Origin of the sequence: Janthinobacterium goodfellowi (assembly GCF_051380695.1) — a bacterium.
Taxonomy (GTDB): Bacteria; Pseudomonadota; Gammaproteobacteria; order Burkholderiales; family Burkholderiaceae_D; genus Janthinobacterium.
In genome coordinates this window covers 240,148-258,183 of the sequence record NZ_JBNYXN010000002.1, presented here as the reverse complement: position 1 = coordinate 258,183, position 18,036 = coordinate 240,148, and the positions used below count along the sequence as shown (strand labels likewise).

General features: G+C 67.5%; 16 protein-coding genes. 9 read left to right on the top strand and 7 right to left on the bottom strand.

What is annotated here, in order from left to right; genetic code table 11:
* The first annotated feature begins 36 nt into the window (after positions 1 to 36).
* Positions 37 to 1,521, top strand: coding sequence for a phage tail sheath family protein (locus tag ACQ4WQ_RS09230; RefSeq protein ID WP_436496388.1), 1,485 nt, complete (start codon positions 37 to 39; stop codon positions 1,519 to 1,521).
* A 33-nt stretch (positions 1,522 to 1,554) separates the two neighbouring features.
* Here the strand turns inward: ACQ4WQ_RS09230 and ACQ4WQ_RS09225 are convergent, their stop codons facing one another.
* A complete protein-coding gene (locus tag ACQ4WQ_RS09225; protein WP_436496386.1) occupies positions 1,555 to 3,210 on the bottom strand; it encodes a DUF4394 domain-containing protein in 1,656 nt (551 codons plus the stop codon).
* A 197-nt stretch (positions 3,211 to 3,407) separates the two neighbouring features.
* Between ACQ4WQ_RS09225 and ACQ4WQ_RS09220 the strand changes: the two genes are divergently transcribed.
* The 4 genes from ACQ4WQ_RS09220 (at position 3,408) to ACQ4WQ_RS09205 (ending at position 5,423) form a co-directional block, all read left to right on the top strand.
* Complete coding sequence (locus ACQ4WQ_RS09220) at positions 3,408 to 3,692, top strand: 7(1) septoil knot domain-containing protein (RefSeq protein WP_326458654.1); 285 nt, start codon at positions 3,408 to 3,410, stop codon at positions 3,690 to 3,692.
* A 22-nt stretch (positions 3,693 to 3,714) separates the two neighbouring features.
* Complete coding sequence (locus ACQ4WQ_RS09215; RefSeq protein ID WP_436496384.1) at positions 3,715 to 4,299, top strand: Hcp family type VI secretion system effector; 585 nt, start codon at positions 3,715 to 3,717, stop codon at positions 4,297 to 4,299.
* A gap of 16 nt (positions 4,300 to 4,315) precedes the next feature.
* Positions 4,316 to 4,546 carry a contractile injection system tape measure protein gene (locus ACQ4WQ_RS09210; protein ID WP_436496382.1) on the top strand — a complete coding sequence of 77 codons (231 nt, stop codon included), beginning with the start codon at positions 4,316 to 4,318 and terminating at the stop codon, positions 4,544 to 4,546.
* A gap of 64 nt (positions 4,547 to 4,610) precedes the next feature.
* A complete protein-coding gene (locus ACQ4WQ_RS09205) occupies positions 4,611 to 5,423 on the top strand; it encodes a hypothetical protein (RefSeq protein ID WP_436496380.1) in 813 nt (270 codons plus the stop codon).
* 3 nt (positions 5,424 to 5,426) lie between these two features.
* Here ACQ4WQ_RS09205 and ACQ4WQ_RS09200 read toward each other — a convergent pair whose 3' ends face one another.
* Genes ACQ4WQ_RS09200 through ACQ4WQ_RS09190 form a run of 3 tightly spaced genes read right to left on the bottom strand, consistent with a single transcriptional unit; the run spans position 5,427 to position 11,116 of the window.
* The gene (locus tag ACQ4WQ_RS09200; protein WP_436496378.1) at positions 5,427 to 6,800 is read right to left on the bottom strand and encodes an efflux transporter outer membrane subunit; all 1,374 of its coding nucleotides are present in this window, start codon (positions 6,798 to 6,800) and stop codon (positions 5,427 to 5,429) included.
* Positions 6,800 to 9,946 carry a multidrug efflux RND transporter permease subunit gene (locus tag ACQ4WQ_RS09195; RefSeq protein WP_436496376.1) on the bottom strand — a complete coding sequence of 1,049 codons (3,147 nt, stop codon included), beginning with the start codon at positions 9,944 to 9,946 and terminating at the stop codon, positions 6,800 to 6,802. The genes ACQ4WQ_RS09200 and ACQ4WQ_RS09195 overlap by 1 nt, the downstream gene beginning before the upstream one ends.
* A 33-nt stretch (positions 9,947 to 9,979) precedes the next feature.
* Positions 9,980 to 11,116, bottom strand: a complete 1,137-nt coding sequence (locus ACQ4WQ_RS09190; RefSeq protein WP_436496374.1) for an efflux RND transporter periplasmic adaptor subunit — start codon at positions 11,114 to 11,116, stop codon at positions 9,980 to 9,982.
* A 163-nt stretch (positions 11,117 to 11,279) separates the two neighbouring features.
* Between ACQ4WQ_RS09190 and ACQ4WQ_RS09185 the strand changes: the two genes are divergently transcribed.
* Together ACQ4WQ_RS09185 and ACQ4WQ_RS09180 are read left to right on the top strand one after the other, a co-directional pair.
* Positions 11,280 to 12,029, top strand: coding sequence for a response regulator (locus ACQ4WQ_RS09185; protein WP_436496372.1), 750 nt, complete (start codon positions 11,280 to 11,282; stop codon positions 12,027 to 12,029).
* Positions 12,029 to 13,111 carry an ATP-binding protein gene (locus ACQ4WQ_RS09180; protein WP_436496370.1) on the top strand — a complete coding sequence of 361 codons (1,083 nt, stop codon included), beginning with the start codon at positions 12,029 to 12,031 and terminating at the stop codon, positions 13,109 to 13,111. The genes ACQ4WQ_RS09185 and ACQ4WQ_RS09180 overlap by 1 nt, the downstream gene beginning before the upstream one ends.
* On the opposite strand, the gene ACQ4WQ_RS09175 is transcribed toward ACQ4WQ_RS09180, so the two are convergent.
* Positions 13,112 to 13,999, bottom strand: a complete 888-nt coding sequence (locus ACQ4WQ_RS09175) for a LysR family transcriptional regulator (protein WP_436496368.1) — start codon at positions 13,997 to 13,999, stop codon at positions 13,112 to 13,114.
* Between the two features lie 102 nt (positions 14,000 to 14,101).
* Between ACQ4WQ_RS09175 and ACQ4WQ_RS09170 the strand changes: the two genes are divergently transcribed.
* Complete coding sequence (locus tag ACQ4WQ_RS09170; protein ID WP_436496366.1) at positions 14,102 to 15,100, top strand: aldo/keto reductase; 999 nt, start codon at positions 14,102 to 14,104, stop codon at positions 15,098 to 15,100.
* A 106-nt stretch (positions 15,101 to 15,206) separates the two neighbouring features.
* Positions 15,207 to 15,845 carry an NAD(P)H-dependent oxidoreductase gene (locus ACQ4WQ_RS09165; RefSeq protein ID WP_326458644.1) on the top strand — a complete coding sequence of 213 codons (639 nt, stop codon included), beginning with the start codon at positions 15,207 to 15,209 and terminating at the stop codon, positions 15,843 to 15,845.
* A gap of 56 nt (positions 15,846 to 15,901) precedes the next feature.
* Here the strand turns inward: ACQ4WQ_RS09165 and ACQ4WQ_RS09160 are convergent, their stop codons facing one another.
* Both ACQ4WQ_RS09160 and ACQ4WQ_RS09155 read right to left on the bottom strand, forming a co-directional pair.
* Complete coding sequence (locus ACQ4WQ_RS09160; RefSeq protein ID WP_436496363.1) at positions 15,902 to 17,212, bottom strand: ATP-binding protein; 1,311 nt, start codon at positions 17,210 to 17,212, stop codon at positions 15,902 to 15,904.
* Complete coding sequence (locus tag ACQ4WQ_RS09155) at positions 17,206 to 17,871, bottom strand: response regulator transcription factor (RefSeq protein ID WP_326458642.1); 666 nt, start codon at positions 17,869 to 17,871, stop codon at positions 17,206 to 17,208. The genes ACQ4WQ_RS09160 and ACQ4WQ_RS09155 overlap by 7 nt, the downstream gene beginning before the upstream one ends.
* Between the last annotated feature and the right edge of the window lie 165 nt (positions 17,872 to 18,036).

Sequence of the window (18,036 nt, the reverse complement as noted above, 5' to 3'; positions counted from 1 at the left end):
CATGCCGCCCCGCTCCCTCTGACCAACCAGGAAAGCATGCACATGGCGCCCTACAAGACTCCCGGCGTGTTTATCGTGGCACAAAACGCGTTTCCCAATTCCGTCGTCGAAGTGGCGACGGCCGTGCCGGCCTTTGTCGGCTACACCGCCAGCGCCAGCCACGACGGCCGTTCCCTGCGCAAGCAGCCGTGGCGCATCAGCTCGATGGCGGAATTTGAAGCCTGCTTCGGCGGCGCGCCCGTGCCCGAATTCATGCTGGAGGCGAACCGCCCGTCCGGCGCGGCAGGCGTGTCATGCACGCTGCGCCAGGCCGCCGGCCGGTTCCTGCTGTATCGCAGCATGCTGCTCTTCTTCCAGAATGGCGGCGGCGCCTGCCATATCGTCTCCGTGGGCGATTATCATGACACGCCGGACAGCGGCGCACTGCGCGCCGGCATCGATGCCCTGCTGCGGGAGCAGGAAGCGACGCTGCTGGCCGTCCCCGACGCCATGCTGCTGGCGCTGGACGACTGCCATGCGCTGCAACGGCACATGCTCATGCATTGCGGCCAACAGAGGCGGAACCGCTTCGCCATCCTCGACATCCACCATGGCGCGGCGCCGCTGACGGATGGGGCCGTGACCGCTTTCCGCGACGGCATCGGCAGCGACTCGCTGGACTTTGGCGCCGCCTACTATCCGTGGGTACAGGCCACGGTCGTTGCGCTGGACGAGCTCAATTTCACCCACATCCGCACCAGCCAGCGGGGTGCGCTGCGAGACGTGCTGCTGCAGGCGCTGGACGCCGGCGGTCAGCGGCAAGTGTCGGCCCTGTTCGAGCAAATGGCCATCGCGCCTTCTTCCGAAAACGTCCAGGCCAGCGGCATCGCCGCCATCGATCGTGCACTGCGCGACGTGAGTCCCCTGTACCAGCAGCTACTGCGGGACATGCACGGCCAACTCAATCTGCTGCCGCCAGGCGCCGCGATGGCCGGCGTGTATACCCGGATCGACAACGCGCGCGGCGTGTGGAAGGCGCCGGCCAATGTCGGCCTGGCTGGCGTCAGCGCGCCGGCCGTCAACATCACGCACGAAGACCAGGAAGACCTCAACGTGTGCAGCAGCGGCAAGTCGGTCAACGCCATCCGCAGCTTCGAAGGCGAAGGCACCTTGGTGTGGGGCGCGCGCACCCTCGACGGCAACAGCCTCGACTGGCGCTACATCAACGTGCGCCGCACCATGATCATGCTCGAAGAGTCGCTGCGCCTGGCGATCCAGGCGTATGTGTTCGAGCCTAACGTGGCCAGCACCTGGCTCACGATCAAGAGCATGGCCCTTAACTTCCTGACCGGCATCTGGAAGCGCGGCGGCCTGGCGGGCGCCACACCGGACGATGCCTTCAGCGTACACGTCGGCCTGGGTGAAACCATGACGCCCGACGATATCCTGGAAGGCATCTTGCGGGTCACCGTCCTGGTCGCCATCAGCCGCCCGGCCGAGTTCATCGAGCTCACCTTCCAGCAGCAAATGCAGAAGTCGTGAGGCGCCGGGCGGCGCCTGCCGGGCTTGCCCCGCTTACTTGAGCGCGATGGCGATATCGGTCAAGCCCACCGTCCCATTGCCGATGGCGGAGGCGGCCGGCGTGGCCGCGCCGCCGCTTGGCACCGCCGCGCCCGTCGCCAGGTCGATGCGGTACAGGGAGCTGGGGCCGCCGGGCGCCGTGCGCAGGGCCGCCAGCGCCAGACCGTTGGCGCCGCCCGCGATATCGAAGCCCACGTCGCCCGCCACGGCAACGCCCAGCGCGCCCGGCACCCCCACGTTGACCAGGGTGCCGTCGTTCGGCGGATTCTGCAGGGCGAGACTGGCGCTGGCCGTGTCGATATCGAACAGCATGGTCGCCGCCGAGCCCGCAAAGCTGTTGGTATAGGCAGCCGCCGTCACGGCCGGCGCCGCGCCCGCCCGGTTGATGGCGCCATCGGTGGTGGTGGCGCCCGTGTCGACATTGATGCGCAGGCTTTGCCCCGTGTTGCCGATCACGCGCAGGCGGTCGGCGACGGGGTTGAAATCCACGCCGAAAGCCGTGCCGGCGATGGCCGTGTACGGCGCGCTCGTGTCCGCCGCATCGGCGGCAAGCGTCGCCTTGACGGTGACGACGCCCGTGGCCGGATCGATGGTGACAATGCGGGCCGCCGAGGAAATGCCGTACAGCAAACCATCCTTGGGACGGATGTCAAAGCCCAGCAGGCGCTCGCCCGCCGCCAGGCACGTGACGGCCACGTTGGCATCGAGGGTATTCGGCGTGGCCGTCTTGAAGGTGACGATGCGGCCATCGTCCGTCAGGCCGTAAGCGACGGGCGCCGCCGGCGGCGTCAAGGCGATGCCGCGCAGCGCTTCCGTCACGCCGATGGCCGCCACCAGGGTCGCCGGCGCCGTGGCCGCCGCCAGGTTCAGGGTGTACAGATTGCGCACGCCGGCCACCGTCATGACGGCGTAGCCCGTATTCGTGCGCGCGTCGATGTCGAAGCCGGCCACGCTGGTGGCCGCCACGCCGAGCGGCACGGCGCCGGCCAGGGTGCCGTTGTTCGGCGGATTTTGCGTGTACAGGGTGGCGTTGGCCCCATCGATGACAAATAAGGTGGTGCCGGCTGTGCCCGCGAAACTGTTGGTATAGGCGGCCGCCGTGATGGCCGTATTGCCTGCTCCGCCATTGATGTTGCCATCCGTGGTGGTGGCGCCCGTGTCGGCATTGATGCGCAGGCTTTGCCCCGTGTTGCTGACGATGCGCAGGCGGTCGGCGGCGGGATTGAAATCGATGCCAAATTCCGTCCCGGCCAGCGCCGTGTAGGGCGCCGTGGTGTCGGCCGCATCGGCTGCCAGGCTGGCTTTCACGGTGGCCACGCCCGTGCTGCCATTCAAGGTGTAGAGGCGGCCCGTGCTGCCGACGCCGTAGAGCTGGCCATCGGCGGGCCGGAAATCGATGCCCAGCAGGTTTTCCCCCGCCTGCAAGCCCGTCACGGCGGCCGTGCTGCGGATGGTGCCCGGTGCGGCGCGGTCGAACGACAGCAGTTGATTGCTGGCCGTGAGCACAAACACGTCGCCCGTGACGACGGGGGGCGGCGCTGGCGTGACGACGACCGCATCGTGGCTGCCGCCGCCGCAGGCGGACAAGGCGATGGCGACGGCGGAAGCGAGCAGCAGCCTGGAAAAGGGCAAGGATGGCAGCGTGGACATGAGCGTGACTCCGGTAAGTGAGTAAATGGACGTGCTGCCCAAGCCGCTGTTGCAGCGAGCGCACCCCGGTACTACCCGCCATGCGCGCATTTGGATGCAGCGGCGCAAAAAAAGTGTGCACGCCGCCATTTTTGCTTGTCTTTAAGCAACTTAATCGGTGTATAGTCGCAGGCACGATGAGAACTGGGGTCAGGAAAGTGGCGCGTATCTATCAGACCAACAACATGGGCGAAGCCGACGTGCGGGTGGCCATCGTGCAACGCGGCAATGCCGACTTGCTTGTGCACCGCGCAGCCAGCCCGGGCCTGGCGCCAGGCGACGCGCAGTGGTTCATCACGCGCGAGCGCCAGGATGCCACGGCCAGCGTGTACTTCACCGCGCAAGGCTATGCCCAGCTGACCATCTGTTTTGTCGACCATGCCGGCGAGGCCGGCTGGACCCGGCCGCATCGGCTCAAGGGCTGCCTCGCGCACGGCGGCTGACACTCAAGCGGAGGAATGCGTCATGGATGTGATATTGCTCGAACCCGGCAACGGGGAACTCGTGTTCGGCAAGATGCCGGACGGCGGCATCGGCAGCAGCGACGGCAGCCTGATCGACAGCGCCTGGCGCGATGGCGGCGCGCTGCAGGACATGGGCCGCTGCATCGAACTCGTGTCATTGCATCAGGGCATGAAGCAGCAGGTCACGACGGACGTCAGCAACTCGGCCCGCACGTCGGGGCGGCCCGTGATCACCGAATTTACCTGTGTCAAATATATCGATGCGACCTCGGTGAAACTGGTCGATCTATGCCTGCGCGCCCAGCCGCTGGGCAGCGGCGCGGCCCAGCCGACCAAACTCTACATCGCCCGCAACTCGGGCGACAAGACGAGCAGCATCATCACCATCGCCCTGCGCGACGCCCTGATCAGCGAAATCCAGCTGCAAACCCATCCCAACGACATGCCGACTGAGCAGTTCAAGCTGAACTTTACGGAAATCCTCTGGAGCTACAGCGTGCAGCAGGCGAACGGCCAGCCCGGCGCCACACACACGACGGGCTGGAGCCTGGCGCGCAACCGTCCGATCGGGGCGTTTACAGCGTAATAAACGGGATAAACGCATGAACGACGCCGTACACTCGCCTGACATCGCCTGCATCAGCAACGCCGGCCTGGCGCTGGTCCATCCCTTCCTGCCGGTGCTGTTCAAGCGGCTGAACCTGGTCACCGGCGGGGACGATGGCAGGAGCGACGCGCCGGCGCCGCAAGTGCTGCTGAACAAGCTGCTGAGCGGCCTGCCGTGGAGCCTGGCTGTCATCCGGCAGCCGTGGATGCCGGCCCCCTGCACGTAAGCTGGCCCTGAACCTGGCCGCGTAACCCTCGGCCGGCTGACACCCATTTCACAAGGATACCCGCATGAGCAACTACATCCGCATCGCCGGCAACCCCGCAACCGGCATCGTGCTGCTGGGCGACGATGGCGCGGTGCGCAGCCTGGGCCAGGTCGAGCCGGCAGGCGCATGGGTGCAGTCGCCGCAAGCGGCCGGCTTCGTGCCCGGCGTAGCGGCGTTTGCCTGCCTGATCGGCGACGGCGCGGGCTTCGTCACGGCGGCCCATGGCACAGCCATCCGCTATCTCTCCGTGCTGGGCCAGCCGAATGCCCGCTGGAAGGACGTCGCCTCGCCGCCCGCCGGCACGGGCATCGCCGGCCTGGCGGGCGGTCCCCTGGAGGGTTACCTGCTGCTGGCCGCCGATGGCCGCCTGCACCGGCTGGACGGCGGGCCCGGTGGCGGCAGCAACGCATGGCAAGCGTGCTCCGCCCCGCCATTCAGCGGCAAGGCCACGCTGGTCGCCGGCAACTGGCAGCACGGCATGCTGGCGGTGCATGACGACGGGGTAGCGAAACTGGCGCGCAGCGGCACCGGCGACGCCTGGACGGCCTTGCCGGCGCCTCCGTTCGCCATCGAGATGGTGACGGGGAATTTTCAGGATGGCTTCATCGCCTGCGGCGAGGGACAGTTGTACATGCTGGACACGGGCGCCCAGCCAAGGTGGAGCCGCCTGGCCATGCCAGGCTTCGACTTGCGCGCCCTGTCCGGCGATCCCGCTCACGGCGTGGCGGCCGTGCTGGCCGACTCCAGCGGCGACGGCACCCTGGTCGCCTATGCCCTGCGTCCGGGCAAGGGACCGTGGTCGCTGGCCCTGGCGCCGCCGGCAAGGCGCGCATAGCCCCTACTCTTCCAGCCCTCCCCCCAGCGCCTTGTACAGCGCCACGGCCGACTTGAACTGGTCGCGCCGCGCGTCGAGCAGGGCTTGCTGGGCCGCATACGACTGGCGCTGCGCGTCGAGCAATTCCAGGCGGCTGTCCTGGCCAGCGTCGTAGCGCAGCTGCGACAGCCGCTGGCGCTGCCGCGCCGCCGCCACCACGCGCTCTTGCGCGGCGATCTGCTGTGCATACGTGGCGCTGCCGGCCAGGCCGTCGCGCACCTCGCGGAAGGCGGCCTGGATCGCCTGCTCATATTGCAGCACGGCCACGTCCTTGCGCAGGCGCGACAGCTGCAGTTCCGCGCGCAGCTGGCCGCCCTGGAACAGCGGCTGCGTCACTTGCGGCGCGAACGACCAGCTGCGCGCGCTGCCGCGGAACAGGTCGCCCAGTTCCGGGCTGGCAAAGCCCAGCGACGCCGTCAGCGACAGGCGGGGGAAGAAGGCGGCGCGGGCGGCGCCGATTTCCGCATTCGCCGCTGCCAGCGCGTACTCGGCCTGCAAAATATCGGGACGGCGCGCCAGCAAGTCCGACGGCAGGCCGGGCGGCAGCTGCGTCAGCACAGGCTGGCCATCGAGCGGCCGGCTTGCGGGCAAGTCCGTTGGCAGCGGCGCACCGAGCAGCAATTCCAGGTTGTTGCGCGAAAGTAGACTGGCCCGTTCGCGCGCCTGCACGTCCGCCTCCGCCGTGGCCGCCTGCCCTTGGGCTTGCGCCACGTCCAGGCCGCTGCCCTGCTGCGCGCCGTGCAGGCGCTGCGTCAGCACCAGCGCCTGGCGCCAGTCAAGCAGGGTTTGCCGGGCCAGCGCCAGCTGTTCCTCGGCCAGGCGCTGCTCCAGGTAGGCGTCGGCCACGGCGCCGATCAGGGCCATGTGCGCGGCGCGCTGGCCCTGCTGCGTGGCCAGGTAGCGGGCAAACGCGGCGTCCGACAAGGAACGCAGGCGGCCGAACAGGTCGATCTCGAACGCGCTCATGGCGATGCCGGCCGTGAACGTGTTTTGAACCGTGGCATCGGCGCCGCGCTGGCGCACGCCGCCCGCATTCGCACCGACGGCAGGATAGCGGCCCGCATCCTGGATCTGGTACTGCGCCCGCACGGCTTCCACGTTGAGCGAGGCCACGCGCAAGTCGCGGTTGTTTTCCAGCGCGATATCGACGAGGCGCTGCAGGCGCGCATCGAGCAGCATCTGGCGCCAGCCCAGGTCGGCCGCGGTGTCGGCCGTGGCTGGCGCGGCAGATTCTGCATAGCTGGCCGGTATCGGTGCCGCCGGCTTGACCAGCGGCGGCGTCAGGGAACACGCCGACAAGGCCAGCACGGCCAGGGGCGTGAGAAAAAAGAAACGCATTACAACTCTCCTTCCACCGCCTTGACGGCGATGCGATCACTGCGTTTGTTGAAGTACCTGCCCATCTTGTCGACGGCGCCCAGCACCACGACAAAGAACACGGGCACGAAAAACACGGCCAGCACGGTGGCGGTAATCATGCCGCCGAACACGCCCGTACCGATCGCGTGCTGCGTCTCGGCGCTGGCGCCCGTGGCCAGCATCAACGGCACCACGCCCAGCGCGAACGCCAATGACGTCATCAAAATGGGGCGCAAGCGCAAGCGGGCCGCTTCCACCGTCGCCTCGACCAGCCCCTTGCCCTGCGCCTGCAGCTGGCGCGCATATTCGACGATCAGGATGGCGTTCTTCGCGGAAAGACCAATGATCGTGATCATGCCCACCTTGAAGAACACGTCGTTCGGCATACCGCGCAACATCACGGCCAGCACGGCGCCCAATAAGCCCAGCGGCACCACCAGCATCACGGAAACGGGAATCGACCAGCTTTCATACAGGGCCGCCAGCACGAGGAAGACCACCAGCATCGACAGCGCCATCAGCATGGGCGCCTGCGACGCCGATTCCTTCTCCTGCAGCGACTGGCCCGTCCACGCCAGCGCGAAGCCGGGCGGCAACTGTTTCACCAGGCGCTCCATTTCCAGCATGGCGTCGCCGCTCGACACACCGGGCGCCGCGCTGCCGGAAATGCGCGCCGACGGATAACCCTGGTAGCGCACCAGCTGCAGCGGCGACTCGCTCCACACGGGGCGCACGAGTTCGCCCAGGGCCACCATGCCGCCCGCGTTATTGCGGATGCGCAAGGCCAGCACATCGTTGAGCTGCATGCGCGATGGCGCGTCGGCCTGGATGATCACCTGCTGCATGCGGCCCGCATTCGGGAAATCGTTGACGTAGGTCGAGCCCATGGCCGCCGTCAGCATGTCGGCAATCGCCGTGAACGGCACGCCCAGCGCTTCGGCCTTGGTGCGGTCGATATCGAGGCGCACGCTGGCGCCGGGCGGCAAGCCGTCCGGATACACGCCCGCCACCTTGGCGCTTTGCGCGGCCAGGCCCAGCAGCTGGTTCTGCGCCGCCTGCAAGGCCGCGATGCCCTGGCTGGCGCGGTCTTGCAGGCGCATCGAAAAGCCGGACGAGTTGCCCAGTTCATCGATGGCGGGCGGCATCAGGCTCATGATCACGCCCTCCTTCGCCTGCGACATGGCGGCCTGCGCCAGCGCCACTTCTTCCTGCGCCGTGGCGCCGTTGCGCTGTTTCCAGTCCTTCAGCATGGTGAAGGCCAGGCCCGCGTTCGGTCCCGCGCCGGAAAAGCTGAAGCCGAGGATCGACTGGTTCACTTCGATGCCGGGCCGCGTGGCCACGTGCTGCTCGTACAATTTGACGACATCGAGCGTGCGCTCCATGGTGGCGTCGGACGGCAGCTGGATCGAGGTAATAAAATATCCCTGGTCTTCCTCGGGCAGGAAGGCCGACGGCAGCTGCATGAAGGCCACGCCCAGCGCCGCGACAATGGCGCCGTACAGCACCATCGAGCGGCCCGCGCGCTTGAGCATCGCCACCACGCCCTTTTCGTAGCGGGCCGTCATGCGCTCAAACTGGCGGTCGAACCACAGGAAGAACCCTTTTTTATCGTGGTCGTGCGGGCCGATGGGTTTCAACATGGTGGCGCACAGGGCCGGCGTCAGGCTCAAGGCCAGAAACGCCGAGAACAGGATCGACACGGCCATGGCCAGCGTGAACTGGCGGTAGATGGCGCCCACGGAACCGCTGGCCAGCGCCATCGGGATGAACACGGCCGTCAGCACCAGCGTGATGCCCACGACCGCACCGGTGATTTCACGCATGGCTTTCGACGTCGCTTCCTTCGGCGACAGGCCTTCGGTCGCCATCAAACGTTCGACCGCTTCCACCACGACGATGGCATCGTCGACGATGATGCCGATGGCCAGCACCATGCCGAACATGGTCAGCACGTTGACGGAATAGCCGGCCAGCAGCATCACCGTAAAAGTGCCCATCAGGGCGATCGGCGCGACGATGGCGGGAATCAAGGTGTAGCGTATCTTTTGCAGGAACAGGTACATGACGAGGAAGACCAGCACCATCGCCTCCAGCAAGGTGACGACGACCTTCTCGATCGAGATCTTCACGAACGGCGCCGTATCGAACGGCACCGAGTACTTGATCCCGGCCGGCATGGTGTGCGCCAGCTCGGCCATGCGCGCGCGCACGGCGGCCGCCGTCTGCACGGCGTTGGCGCCGGGCGACAGCATGATGGCGGCGCCCGACGCGGCTTGGCCGTTTTCGCGGATGCTGAAATTGAAGCTTTGCGCGCCCAGCGACACTTTCGCCACGTCGCCGATGGTCACTTTCGAGCCGTCCGCGTTCGCGCGCAGCACGATGGCGGCAAATTCGGCCGGGGTTTGCAGCTGCCCCTGCACCGTCAGCGGAATCGTCACGCGCTGGCCATGCACGGCGGGCGAATCGCCGAGGCGGCCCGGCGCGATCTGCGCATTCTGCTGCGCGATGGCGGCCGTCAGTTCGCCCATGGCGATGTTGTACGACACCAGCTTGGCCGGATCGACCCAGATGCGCATGGCCCGCTCGGAACCAAACAGCTGCACTTTGCCCACGCCGGGGATGCGGCGCAGTTCTTCCGTCACGTTGCGCGCCAGGTAGTCGCCCAGCGCCACTTCGTCATGCTGGCCATTCTCGGAAATCAGGCTGACGATCATCAGGAAGCCGGACGATGCCGACTCCACCGTCAGGCCGTTTTGCCGCACGGCTTGCGGCAGGCGCGGCTCGATGGCTTTCAGGCGGTTTTGCACGTCCACCTGCGCCATTTCCGGGTCCGTGCCCGGCTGGAAGGTGACGGTGATCGAGGCCGAACCCGAGGTATCGGTGGACGACTCGAAATACAGCAGGTGCTTGACACCAGACAGTTCGCGCTCGATCAGGCCCACCACGGAATCGTTCATGGTTTGCGGCGTGGCGCCAGGGTAGTTGGCGCTGATGCTGACGCTGGGCGGCGCCACGGAAGGAAAACGCGCAATCGGCAATTGCGGTATGGCGATCAGTCCGAACAGGACGATAAAGACCGCCACCACCCACGCAAAGACGGGGCGGTTGATGAAAAATTGAGGCATGTCGTTAGACTTTCATTGTATTCAAAGTGTGCATCAACGCGCCTTGGCGGCAGCCGCCGTGGCCACGACGGCCGGCTTCCATGGCTGCGGCGCGGCGGTGGCGCCCGGCTGCAGGCGTTCCTGGCCTTCGATGACGACGGTGTCGCCCGCCTTCAGGCCGCCGCTGACCACGTACTGGTGCTCGACCACGTCGCCCACGGCGATCGGTTTCAAGCTGGCTTTGTTCGTGCCATCGAGCACCCAGGCCTGCGCCTGGCCGCCGCTGCTGCGCAAGACGGCTTGCTGCGGCAGCAGCACGCCATCGGCCTGCACGGCGCGGGCGATACGGGCGCGCACGAACATGCCCGGCAAGAGCTGGCGCTGCGGATTGTCGACCAGCACGCGGATCACGGCGTCGCCCGTGCCCGCATCGACGCTGATACCCGAGAACAGGATGCGGCCCGTGACGGGATGCGGCTGGCCGTCGGCGCCTAAAATGGTCACGGGCAGCTTGTCGGCGCCGCCCGTGCTGTCCGAACCCGAGACCCGCAGCGCGGCCAGCGCGGCGGCCGGCTGGCGCACGTCGACATACACCTTGTCGATCTGCTGGATGCGCGCCATCGGCGCCGCGTCCGCCACGCCCACGAGCGCGCCTTCCGTCACCAGTTCGGAGCCGATGCGCCCGGCAATCGGCGCCTCGATGCTGGCAAAGGCCAGGTCCAGGCGGCGCCGGGCCAGGGCGGCACGCGCCTGCGCCACGGTGGCCACGGCCTGCTCGCGCTGGGCCACGGCGTCGTCATATGCCTGGCGGCTGATGGCGTCCGCTTCCACCAGCGGTTTCAGGCGCTCGGCCTGGCTGCTGGCGCGGTTCGCCGTGGCCACGGCATGCTGCAACGCGGCGGCGGCCGAATCGACTTCCGCCTGGAACGGCGCGGGGTTCAGCTGGAACAGCTTCTGCCCCGCTGTCACGTCGGCGCCCTGCTCGAACTGGCGGCGCAGCACGATGCCGCCCACCTGCGGGCGGATGTCGGCCGTGCGGAAGGCCGCCACCCTGCCCGGCAATTCGTCGCTGAGCACCACGGGCGCGGCGTGCAGCTTGAGCACAGTGACGGCGGCGGGCGGCGCCGCGCCTTCTTCCGGCGCGGGTTTGGAACAGGCGGCAAGGCTGAGCAGTGCCGCGGCGATCAACATGTTTTTCCTGGTGGGGTACTTTACTGGCATGACTTTTCTCTATGGCGGATCCCAACCGGCGGTCCGGTCGACAGATAGGCGCAGCATAAAAGTCCTGCGTGGATGTTCCGTCAAAGAAATGTGGAGATTCGATGGAGAGCGCGAAGAATGCTAGACTATTTGCATGAACTATCATCACAGCGCCAGCCAACCCTCTTTTCTTGCCACCACGCCCCCTTCCGCCCTCGTCCTGATCGCCGAAGATGAACCGCAAATCGCCCGCATCCTCGCCGGTTATCTCGAGCGCGACGGCTACCGCACGGCCTTCGCCCACGATGGCCAGGATGCGCTGCAGCAGCACCTGGCGCTGGCGCCGGACCTGCTGCTGCTCGACGTGCAGATGCCGCGTGTCGACGGCTGGGGCGTGCTGGCCGAAGTGCGGCGGCGCGGCGAGACGCCCGTCATCATGCTGACGGCGCGCGACCAGGATGCCGACAAGCTGGCCGCCCTGCGCGTGGGCGCCGACGACTACATCATCAAGCCTTTCAATCCGGCCGAAGTGGTGGCGCGCGTGGCGGCCGTGCTGCGCCGCTCGCGCGTGCGCCACCACCCGGTGGGCGGCCAGCGCCTGCGCTGCGGCCCCATCGAAATCGACCAGGAAACGTATGTGGCCAGCGTGCTGCGCGAAGGCGCGCCCGTGCCCTTGAGCCTGACGTTGACGGAATTCCGCCTGCTGGCCCACCTGGCGCGCACGCCGCGCCGCGTCTGCAGCCGCCTGGAATTGCTGGAGTCGTGCATGCCCGAAAGCAATTCGATGGAGCGCACGGTGGACAGCCACGTCAGCAAGCTGCGCAAGAAGCTGGAGGAAGCGGGCGTGATGAACATGCCGGCCAGCCTGCGCGGCGTGGGCTACCGCCTGGAAAGCGACGCCTGATGCGCTTTACAGGCCTGAACCGGCAGATCGTGCTGTCGATGTCCGTGCTGATGGTGTGCAGCATCCTGATCATCTGGATCGGCTCGTGGATCTTCTTCGCCGTCGCCTTCAAGATCGATCCCGGCATGCTGTCCGAGCCCGACGACTGGTCGCCCAGCACCGTCGAATGGCTGTGGATCTTCGCCATCACCATCTTCGGCCTGGGGCTGGCCGCCTTTTTCGCCTTCAAGCTGGCCGCGCGCATCTTAAAACCGATCAATTCCGTGATGGACAGCGTGCGCCGCGTGGCCCACGGCGACCTGTCCGCGCGCGCCTTCGCGGGCGACCGCAGCCTGGGCGAGACGGCCATGCTGGTCGACGATTTCAACAGCATGGCCGAGCGCCTGCAGCGGGGCGCGAAGGAAAGCGAAACGTGGAATGCCGCCATCGCGCACGAACTGCGCACGCCCGTGACCATCCTGCGCGGCACCTTGCAGGGCGTCGTCGATGGCGTCTTCAAGCCCGAGGAAGTGCCGTTTTCCAGCCTGCTGGCGCAAGTCGAGGACCTGGGCCGCCTGATCGAGGATTTGCGCACCCTGAGCCTGGCCGACAGCGGCCACATGCAGCTGCGCATGGCGTGGACGGACCTGACCCTGGAAATCGAGGAAGTGGCCCGCCTGCTGGCGCAGGAAATGGAGGCGGCCGGCTTTACCCTGCAATTGCACCTGTCCGACCATCCCGTCTGCTGCGACGCGGCGCGCATCCGGCAAATCGTGCTGGCCCTGCTCGACAACGCGCGCCGCTATGCGCATCCGGGCCTGCTGCGCGTGCGCACCCGCGTGCAGGCGGGCCAGTACTACCTGAGCGTCGAGGATGCGGGCCCCGGAATTTCAAAGGAACTGGCGCCGCACGTGTTCGAGGCGTTTCGCCGCGGCGACAGCGACGGCGGCGACCCGCATGCGGGCAGCGGCCTGGGTCTGGCCGTGGTCGAAGCCATCGCGCGCGCGCACGGCGGCAGCGCCGTCTGCACGCGCGGCAAGGCGGGCGGCAGCGTGTTTACCGTCAAGTGGCCGGTCGAGCATGCGGCCCCGCCTGCCGGCTGACTATATCGCCGGCGCGCGCAGCATGTCGACAAAGGCGCGCAGCACGGCCGGCATCTGCCGCCGGCCGGGGTAGTACAGGAAGTAACGGGACGGCGGCGGCAGGCAGCGCTCCAGCACGCACGCCAGGCGCCCCGCCGCGATATCGGCGCGCGCGTCGGCTTCGTACACATACGCCAGTCCCGCCCCGTCGCGGGCCGCGCGCAGCATCAGTTCATCGTCGTCGAACACGAGCAGCCCGCCGACGGCGATGCTGACGGCTTCCCCATCCTGCCCGAACTCCCACGCATACTGGCGTCCGCTGGGAAAGCGCCGCCCTATGCAGGCGTGCGCCAGCAAATCGCGCGGCGTGCCTGGTGCGCCATGCGCCGCCAGGTAGACGGGCGACGCCACCACCACGAACGGCTGCGGCGCGCCCACGGGCACAGCGATCATGTCGGCCGCCACCTGTTCGCCGAAGCGGATGCCCGCGTCAAAACCGTCGCGCACGATATCGATCATGCCGTCATCGGTGACCACTTCGACCTGCACGCGCGGATAGCGCGCGACGAAACCGGCCAGCATGGGCGCGAGCAGCAGCCGCGCGGCCGGACGGGGCACGTTCAGGCGCAGCGTGCCTGCCGGGACATCCTGCAAGGCGCTCAAGTCTTGCAAGGCATCGTCGATTTCGCGCATGGCCGGCGCCAGCCGCGCCAGCAGCTGCTGCCCCGCCTCAGTCGGCGTGACGCTGCGCGTGGTGCGGTTCAGCAGGCGCACGCCCAGGCGCTCTTCCAGCGCGCGCAATGCGTGGCTGAGGGCGGACGCGGATACGCCCCGTTCGAGGGCCGCCTTGCGAAAGCTGCGCAGGCGGGCGACGGCGGCAAAGGCCGTCAATTCGTTGAGGTCAGTCATTATTCATGAGAAAAATTCAGTAATACATGCAGGATTAGCCATCTTATCGCATGCTGTTCCGTCATCCATACTCCTTGCATCTTTTTTTGAAAGGAAATGACAATGGAACACAGAACACTGGGCAACTCCGGCTTGCGCGTCGCCCCCATCGGCCTGGGCTGCATGGGCATGAGCTTTGCCTACGGCGGCGCCGACGAAGCCGCCTCGCTGCGCGTGCTGCACCGGGCCGTGGAGCTGGGCGTGACCCTGATCGATACGGCCGAAGTGTACGGCCCCTACGCCAACGAGGATTTAGTAGGCCGCGCCCTGAAAGAATTACGCGGCAAAGTCAGCATCGCTACCAAGTTCGGCTTCAAGATCTTGCCGCACGGCCAGGGCGTCGAACGCATGGCCGGTGTCGACAGCCGCCCCGAACATATTCGCCAGGCGGTGGAAGGATCGCTGTCCCGGCTCGGCATCGAGTGCATCGACTTGCTGTACCAGCACCGCGTGGACCCGGCCGTGCCCATCGAAGACGTGGTCGGCGCCATGGCCGAACTGGTGCGCACAGGCAAGGTGCGCCACCTGGGCCTGTCGGAAGTGTCGGCCGCCACCCTGCGCCGCGCCCACGCCGTGCACCCGATTGCGGCCGTGCAGTCCGAATACTCGCTGTGGAGCCGCGACGTGGAAGCGGACGTGCTGCCCGCCTGCCGCGCGCTCGGCATCGGTTTCGTGCCCTATAGCCCGCTGGGCCGGGGCTTCCTGACGGGCCGGCTCGCATCCAGCGCCACGCTGGCGCCAGACGACTACCGCCACAGCCTGCCCCGCTTCCAGCCGCCCGCGATGGCGGCCAACGCGCACATGGTTGCCGAGCTGCAGCGCCTGGCGGCGGCGCGCGGCGCCACGGCGGCGCAGCTGGCCCTGGCCTGGCTGCTGGCGCAAGGCACTGACATCGTGCCGATTCCCGGCGCCCGCAGCCTGGCGCACCTGGAAGAGAACGTGGCCGCCGCGCAACTCACCCTGAGCGGCGCCGAGCTGGCCGCCATCGGCGCCGCCATCGCGCCCGCCGGCGTGCAAGGCGCGCGCTACCCGGCAGTGGAGCTGGCCATGGTGGGGCTGTAAAGGGCACGCGACAGCTCATCTATACAACTCTTTGAGGGACCGCACTTGAAATGGCTGAATCCGCTATCATTTCCAATCTGAACTATTCACTCTGAAAGGGATTCACATGTCCGATTTGCTCGAAACACTGCAATGGCGCTACGCCACCAAGAAAATGGACCCGACGAAAACGGTGCCGCAAGACAAGGTCGAGCGCATCCTGGAAGCCGTGCGCCTGACGGCCAGCTCCAGCGGGCTGCATCCTTACGAAGTGTTCGTCGTGACGAATCCGGCCCTGCGCGAGCAGATCAAGCCGCACGCGTGGAACCAGTCGCAAGTAACGGACGCCTCGCACCTGCTGGTGTTTGCCGCCTGGGACAATTACACGGCAGAACGCATCAACGCCCGCTTTGACCTGGTCAATACCGTGCGCGGCTTCAAGAATGAGGGCTGGGAAGCGTACCGCCAGCAAATTCTGGCCACATATCCGCAGCGCGATGCCGAGACCAACTACCAGCACGCGGCGCGCCAGGCGTATATCGGCGTGGGCACGGCCCTGATCGCCGCGGCGCAGGAAAAAGTCGATTCGACGCCGATGGAAGGTTTTGATCCGGCCAAGGTCGACGAGATCCTGGGCTTGCGCGAAAAAGGCTTGCGCTCCGTCGTCATGCTGCCGCTGGGCTACCGCGCCGACGAGGGCGACTGGCTGGTGGACCTGAAAAAAGTGCGCCCCGCGCGCGCGCAATTCATCACCGAGCTGGCGTAAGCGCCTCGATCGTGACTGAAAAGCGGATGCCTTCGCCGGCATCCGCTTTTTTTCGTTCAGGCCGCTTGCGGAAAGCGCACCGTCACCTGCAAGCCCCGCCCCGCCTCGCCCTCGGCCAGCGCGATATCGGCCTGGTGGTGCTCGGCGATGTGGCGCACGATGGACAGGCCCAGGCCGCAGCCCCAGGCGTCGTTGCCGTCGGGCCGGAAGAAGCGGTCGAACAGCCGCGCATGGTGCTGGCGCGGCACGCCGGGGCCGTTGTCGGAGACGCGCAGCAAGGGTCGGCCCCCTTCCAGCGCCGCCTGCAGATCGACCCGGCCGCCCTGCTGCGTGTAGCGCAAGGCGTTGTCGATCAGGTTATTCAGCAAGACCTGCAAGCCGTCGGGATCGGCTTGCACCAGCACCGGGGCCGGCAGCGTTTCGACCACGCCCAGGTCGATCGCGCGGCTGTCGGCCAGCGCGCTGTGGTCGGCCACGGCCGCTTCCAGCAACTGCCCCAGGTCCACCGTGTGCAGCTGGCTGGCTGTGAGCGCCGTTTCATGGCGCGCCAGGCTGAGCAATTGCCGCACCAGGTGCGTGCTGCGGTCCAGCCGTTCATGCAGGCGTGCCAGCGCCACGCGGCGCTCTTCCTCGCTGCCGGCCCGCTCCGCCACCTGCAGCTGCAATTTCAGCGCCGTCAGCGGCGAGCGCAATTCATGCGCGGCATCGGCGACAAAGGTGCGCTGCGCCGTCAGCGCCGCCTCGAACTGGCCCATCAGGCTGTTGAGCGCCAGCGCCACGGGCCGCAGTTCGGGCGGCATGTCGTCGGCCGCCAGCGGCGTGAGCGTATCCGGCGAACGCCCGGCCACCGATTCGGCCAGCCGGTGCAGCGGCGCCAGCGCGCGCCCCACCACGACGACGATCAGCAGCGCCAGGATCAGCGCGAACACCAGCAGGGGCGCGCCCGCGCGCACGGTCATCTGCCAGGCCAGCTGGTCGCGCACGGCCTGCGCCTGCGCCACCTGCACGTAGCGGCCGCGCCGCGTCTCGCCGTACAGGCGCCAGTCCTCGCCATGCACCGTGACATCGGCAAAGCCGGCCAGCGCATAGCGCGGCAATGCCGGCTGGCCCTGCAGGACGGGCAACGGCTGCCCGTCCTCGTCCCACGCCTGCAGCACGAACGCTTCTTCCGGCTCCTGCGCGGCGGCCAGCCCCGTCTGCGGCTCGAACTCGTCGGGCAAGGCCACGGCCAGCTGGCGCAGCTGCAAGTCGGCCAGCTCATTGGTTTCCTCGAGCAGCGAGCGGAACAGCGAAATGCCGGCGCCCAGCACGCACAGCAAGGTGGCGGCCAGCAAACCGAGCAGCAATTGGCGGCGGATGGTCAGCAAGATGCCACCCGCATCTTGTAGCCCACGCCGCGCACGGTCTGGATGGCGTCCGCGCCCAGCTTCTTGCGCAGCTGGTAGACGTACACGTCGACGGTATTGCTTTCCACTTCGCAATCCCAGCCGTACAGCTTTTCGCTCAGCTGGCGCTTCGACACCACCTTGCCCGGATGGTCGAGCAAGGCGCGCAGCACGGAAAACTCGCGCGGCGGCAGCTTGATCTGCTCGCCCTCGTACGTGACGTCGTGGCTGGCCAGGTCCAGGATCAGCGCGCCATGCTCGATGACGGAGCGCGAACGGCTGACCCGGCGCCGCAGCAGCGCGCGGATGCGCGCCAGCAGCTCGTCGAGGTCGAAGGGCTTGACCAGGTAATCGTCGGCGCCGCTGTCGAGTCCTTCCACGCGGGCCGGCGTGCCGTCGCGCGCCGTGATGATCAGCACGGGCAATTCGGCGCCCCCCGCGCGCATGGCGCGCAGCACCTCCATGCCCTCCTTGCCGGGCAAGCCCAGGTCCAGCAGCATCAAATCGTAGGCGAAGCCGGCCAGCGCCAGCTCCGCATCGTGGCCGTCGCGCACCCAGTCCACGGCATAGCACTCGCCGCGCAAGCCCTCGACCAGGCTTTCCCCGATCATCGGATCGTCCTCCACCAGCAACACGCGCACCTGGGCCCCTCGCAATCTTGAAAATACCGCTATCTTAACGTGGCTGGGGGAAGCTCGCCTGGCGCGCCGCCACACGCCTTGTGTCCGGCGCCCATCGCACGAATTCACGAAGCGGTGACTATGTGCGCATTTGGCGCATTTTTTATGCGGTATATTTTCCTTCCC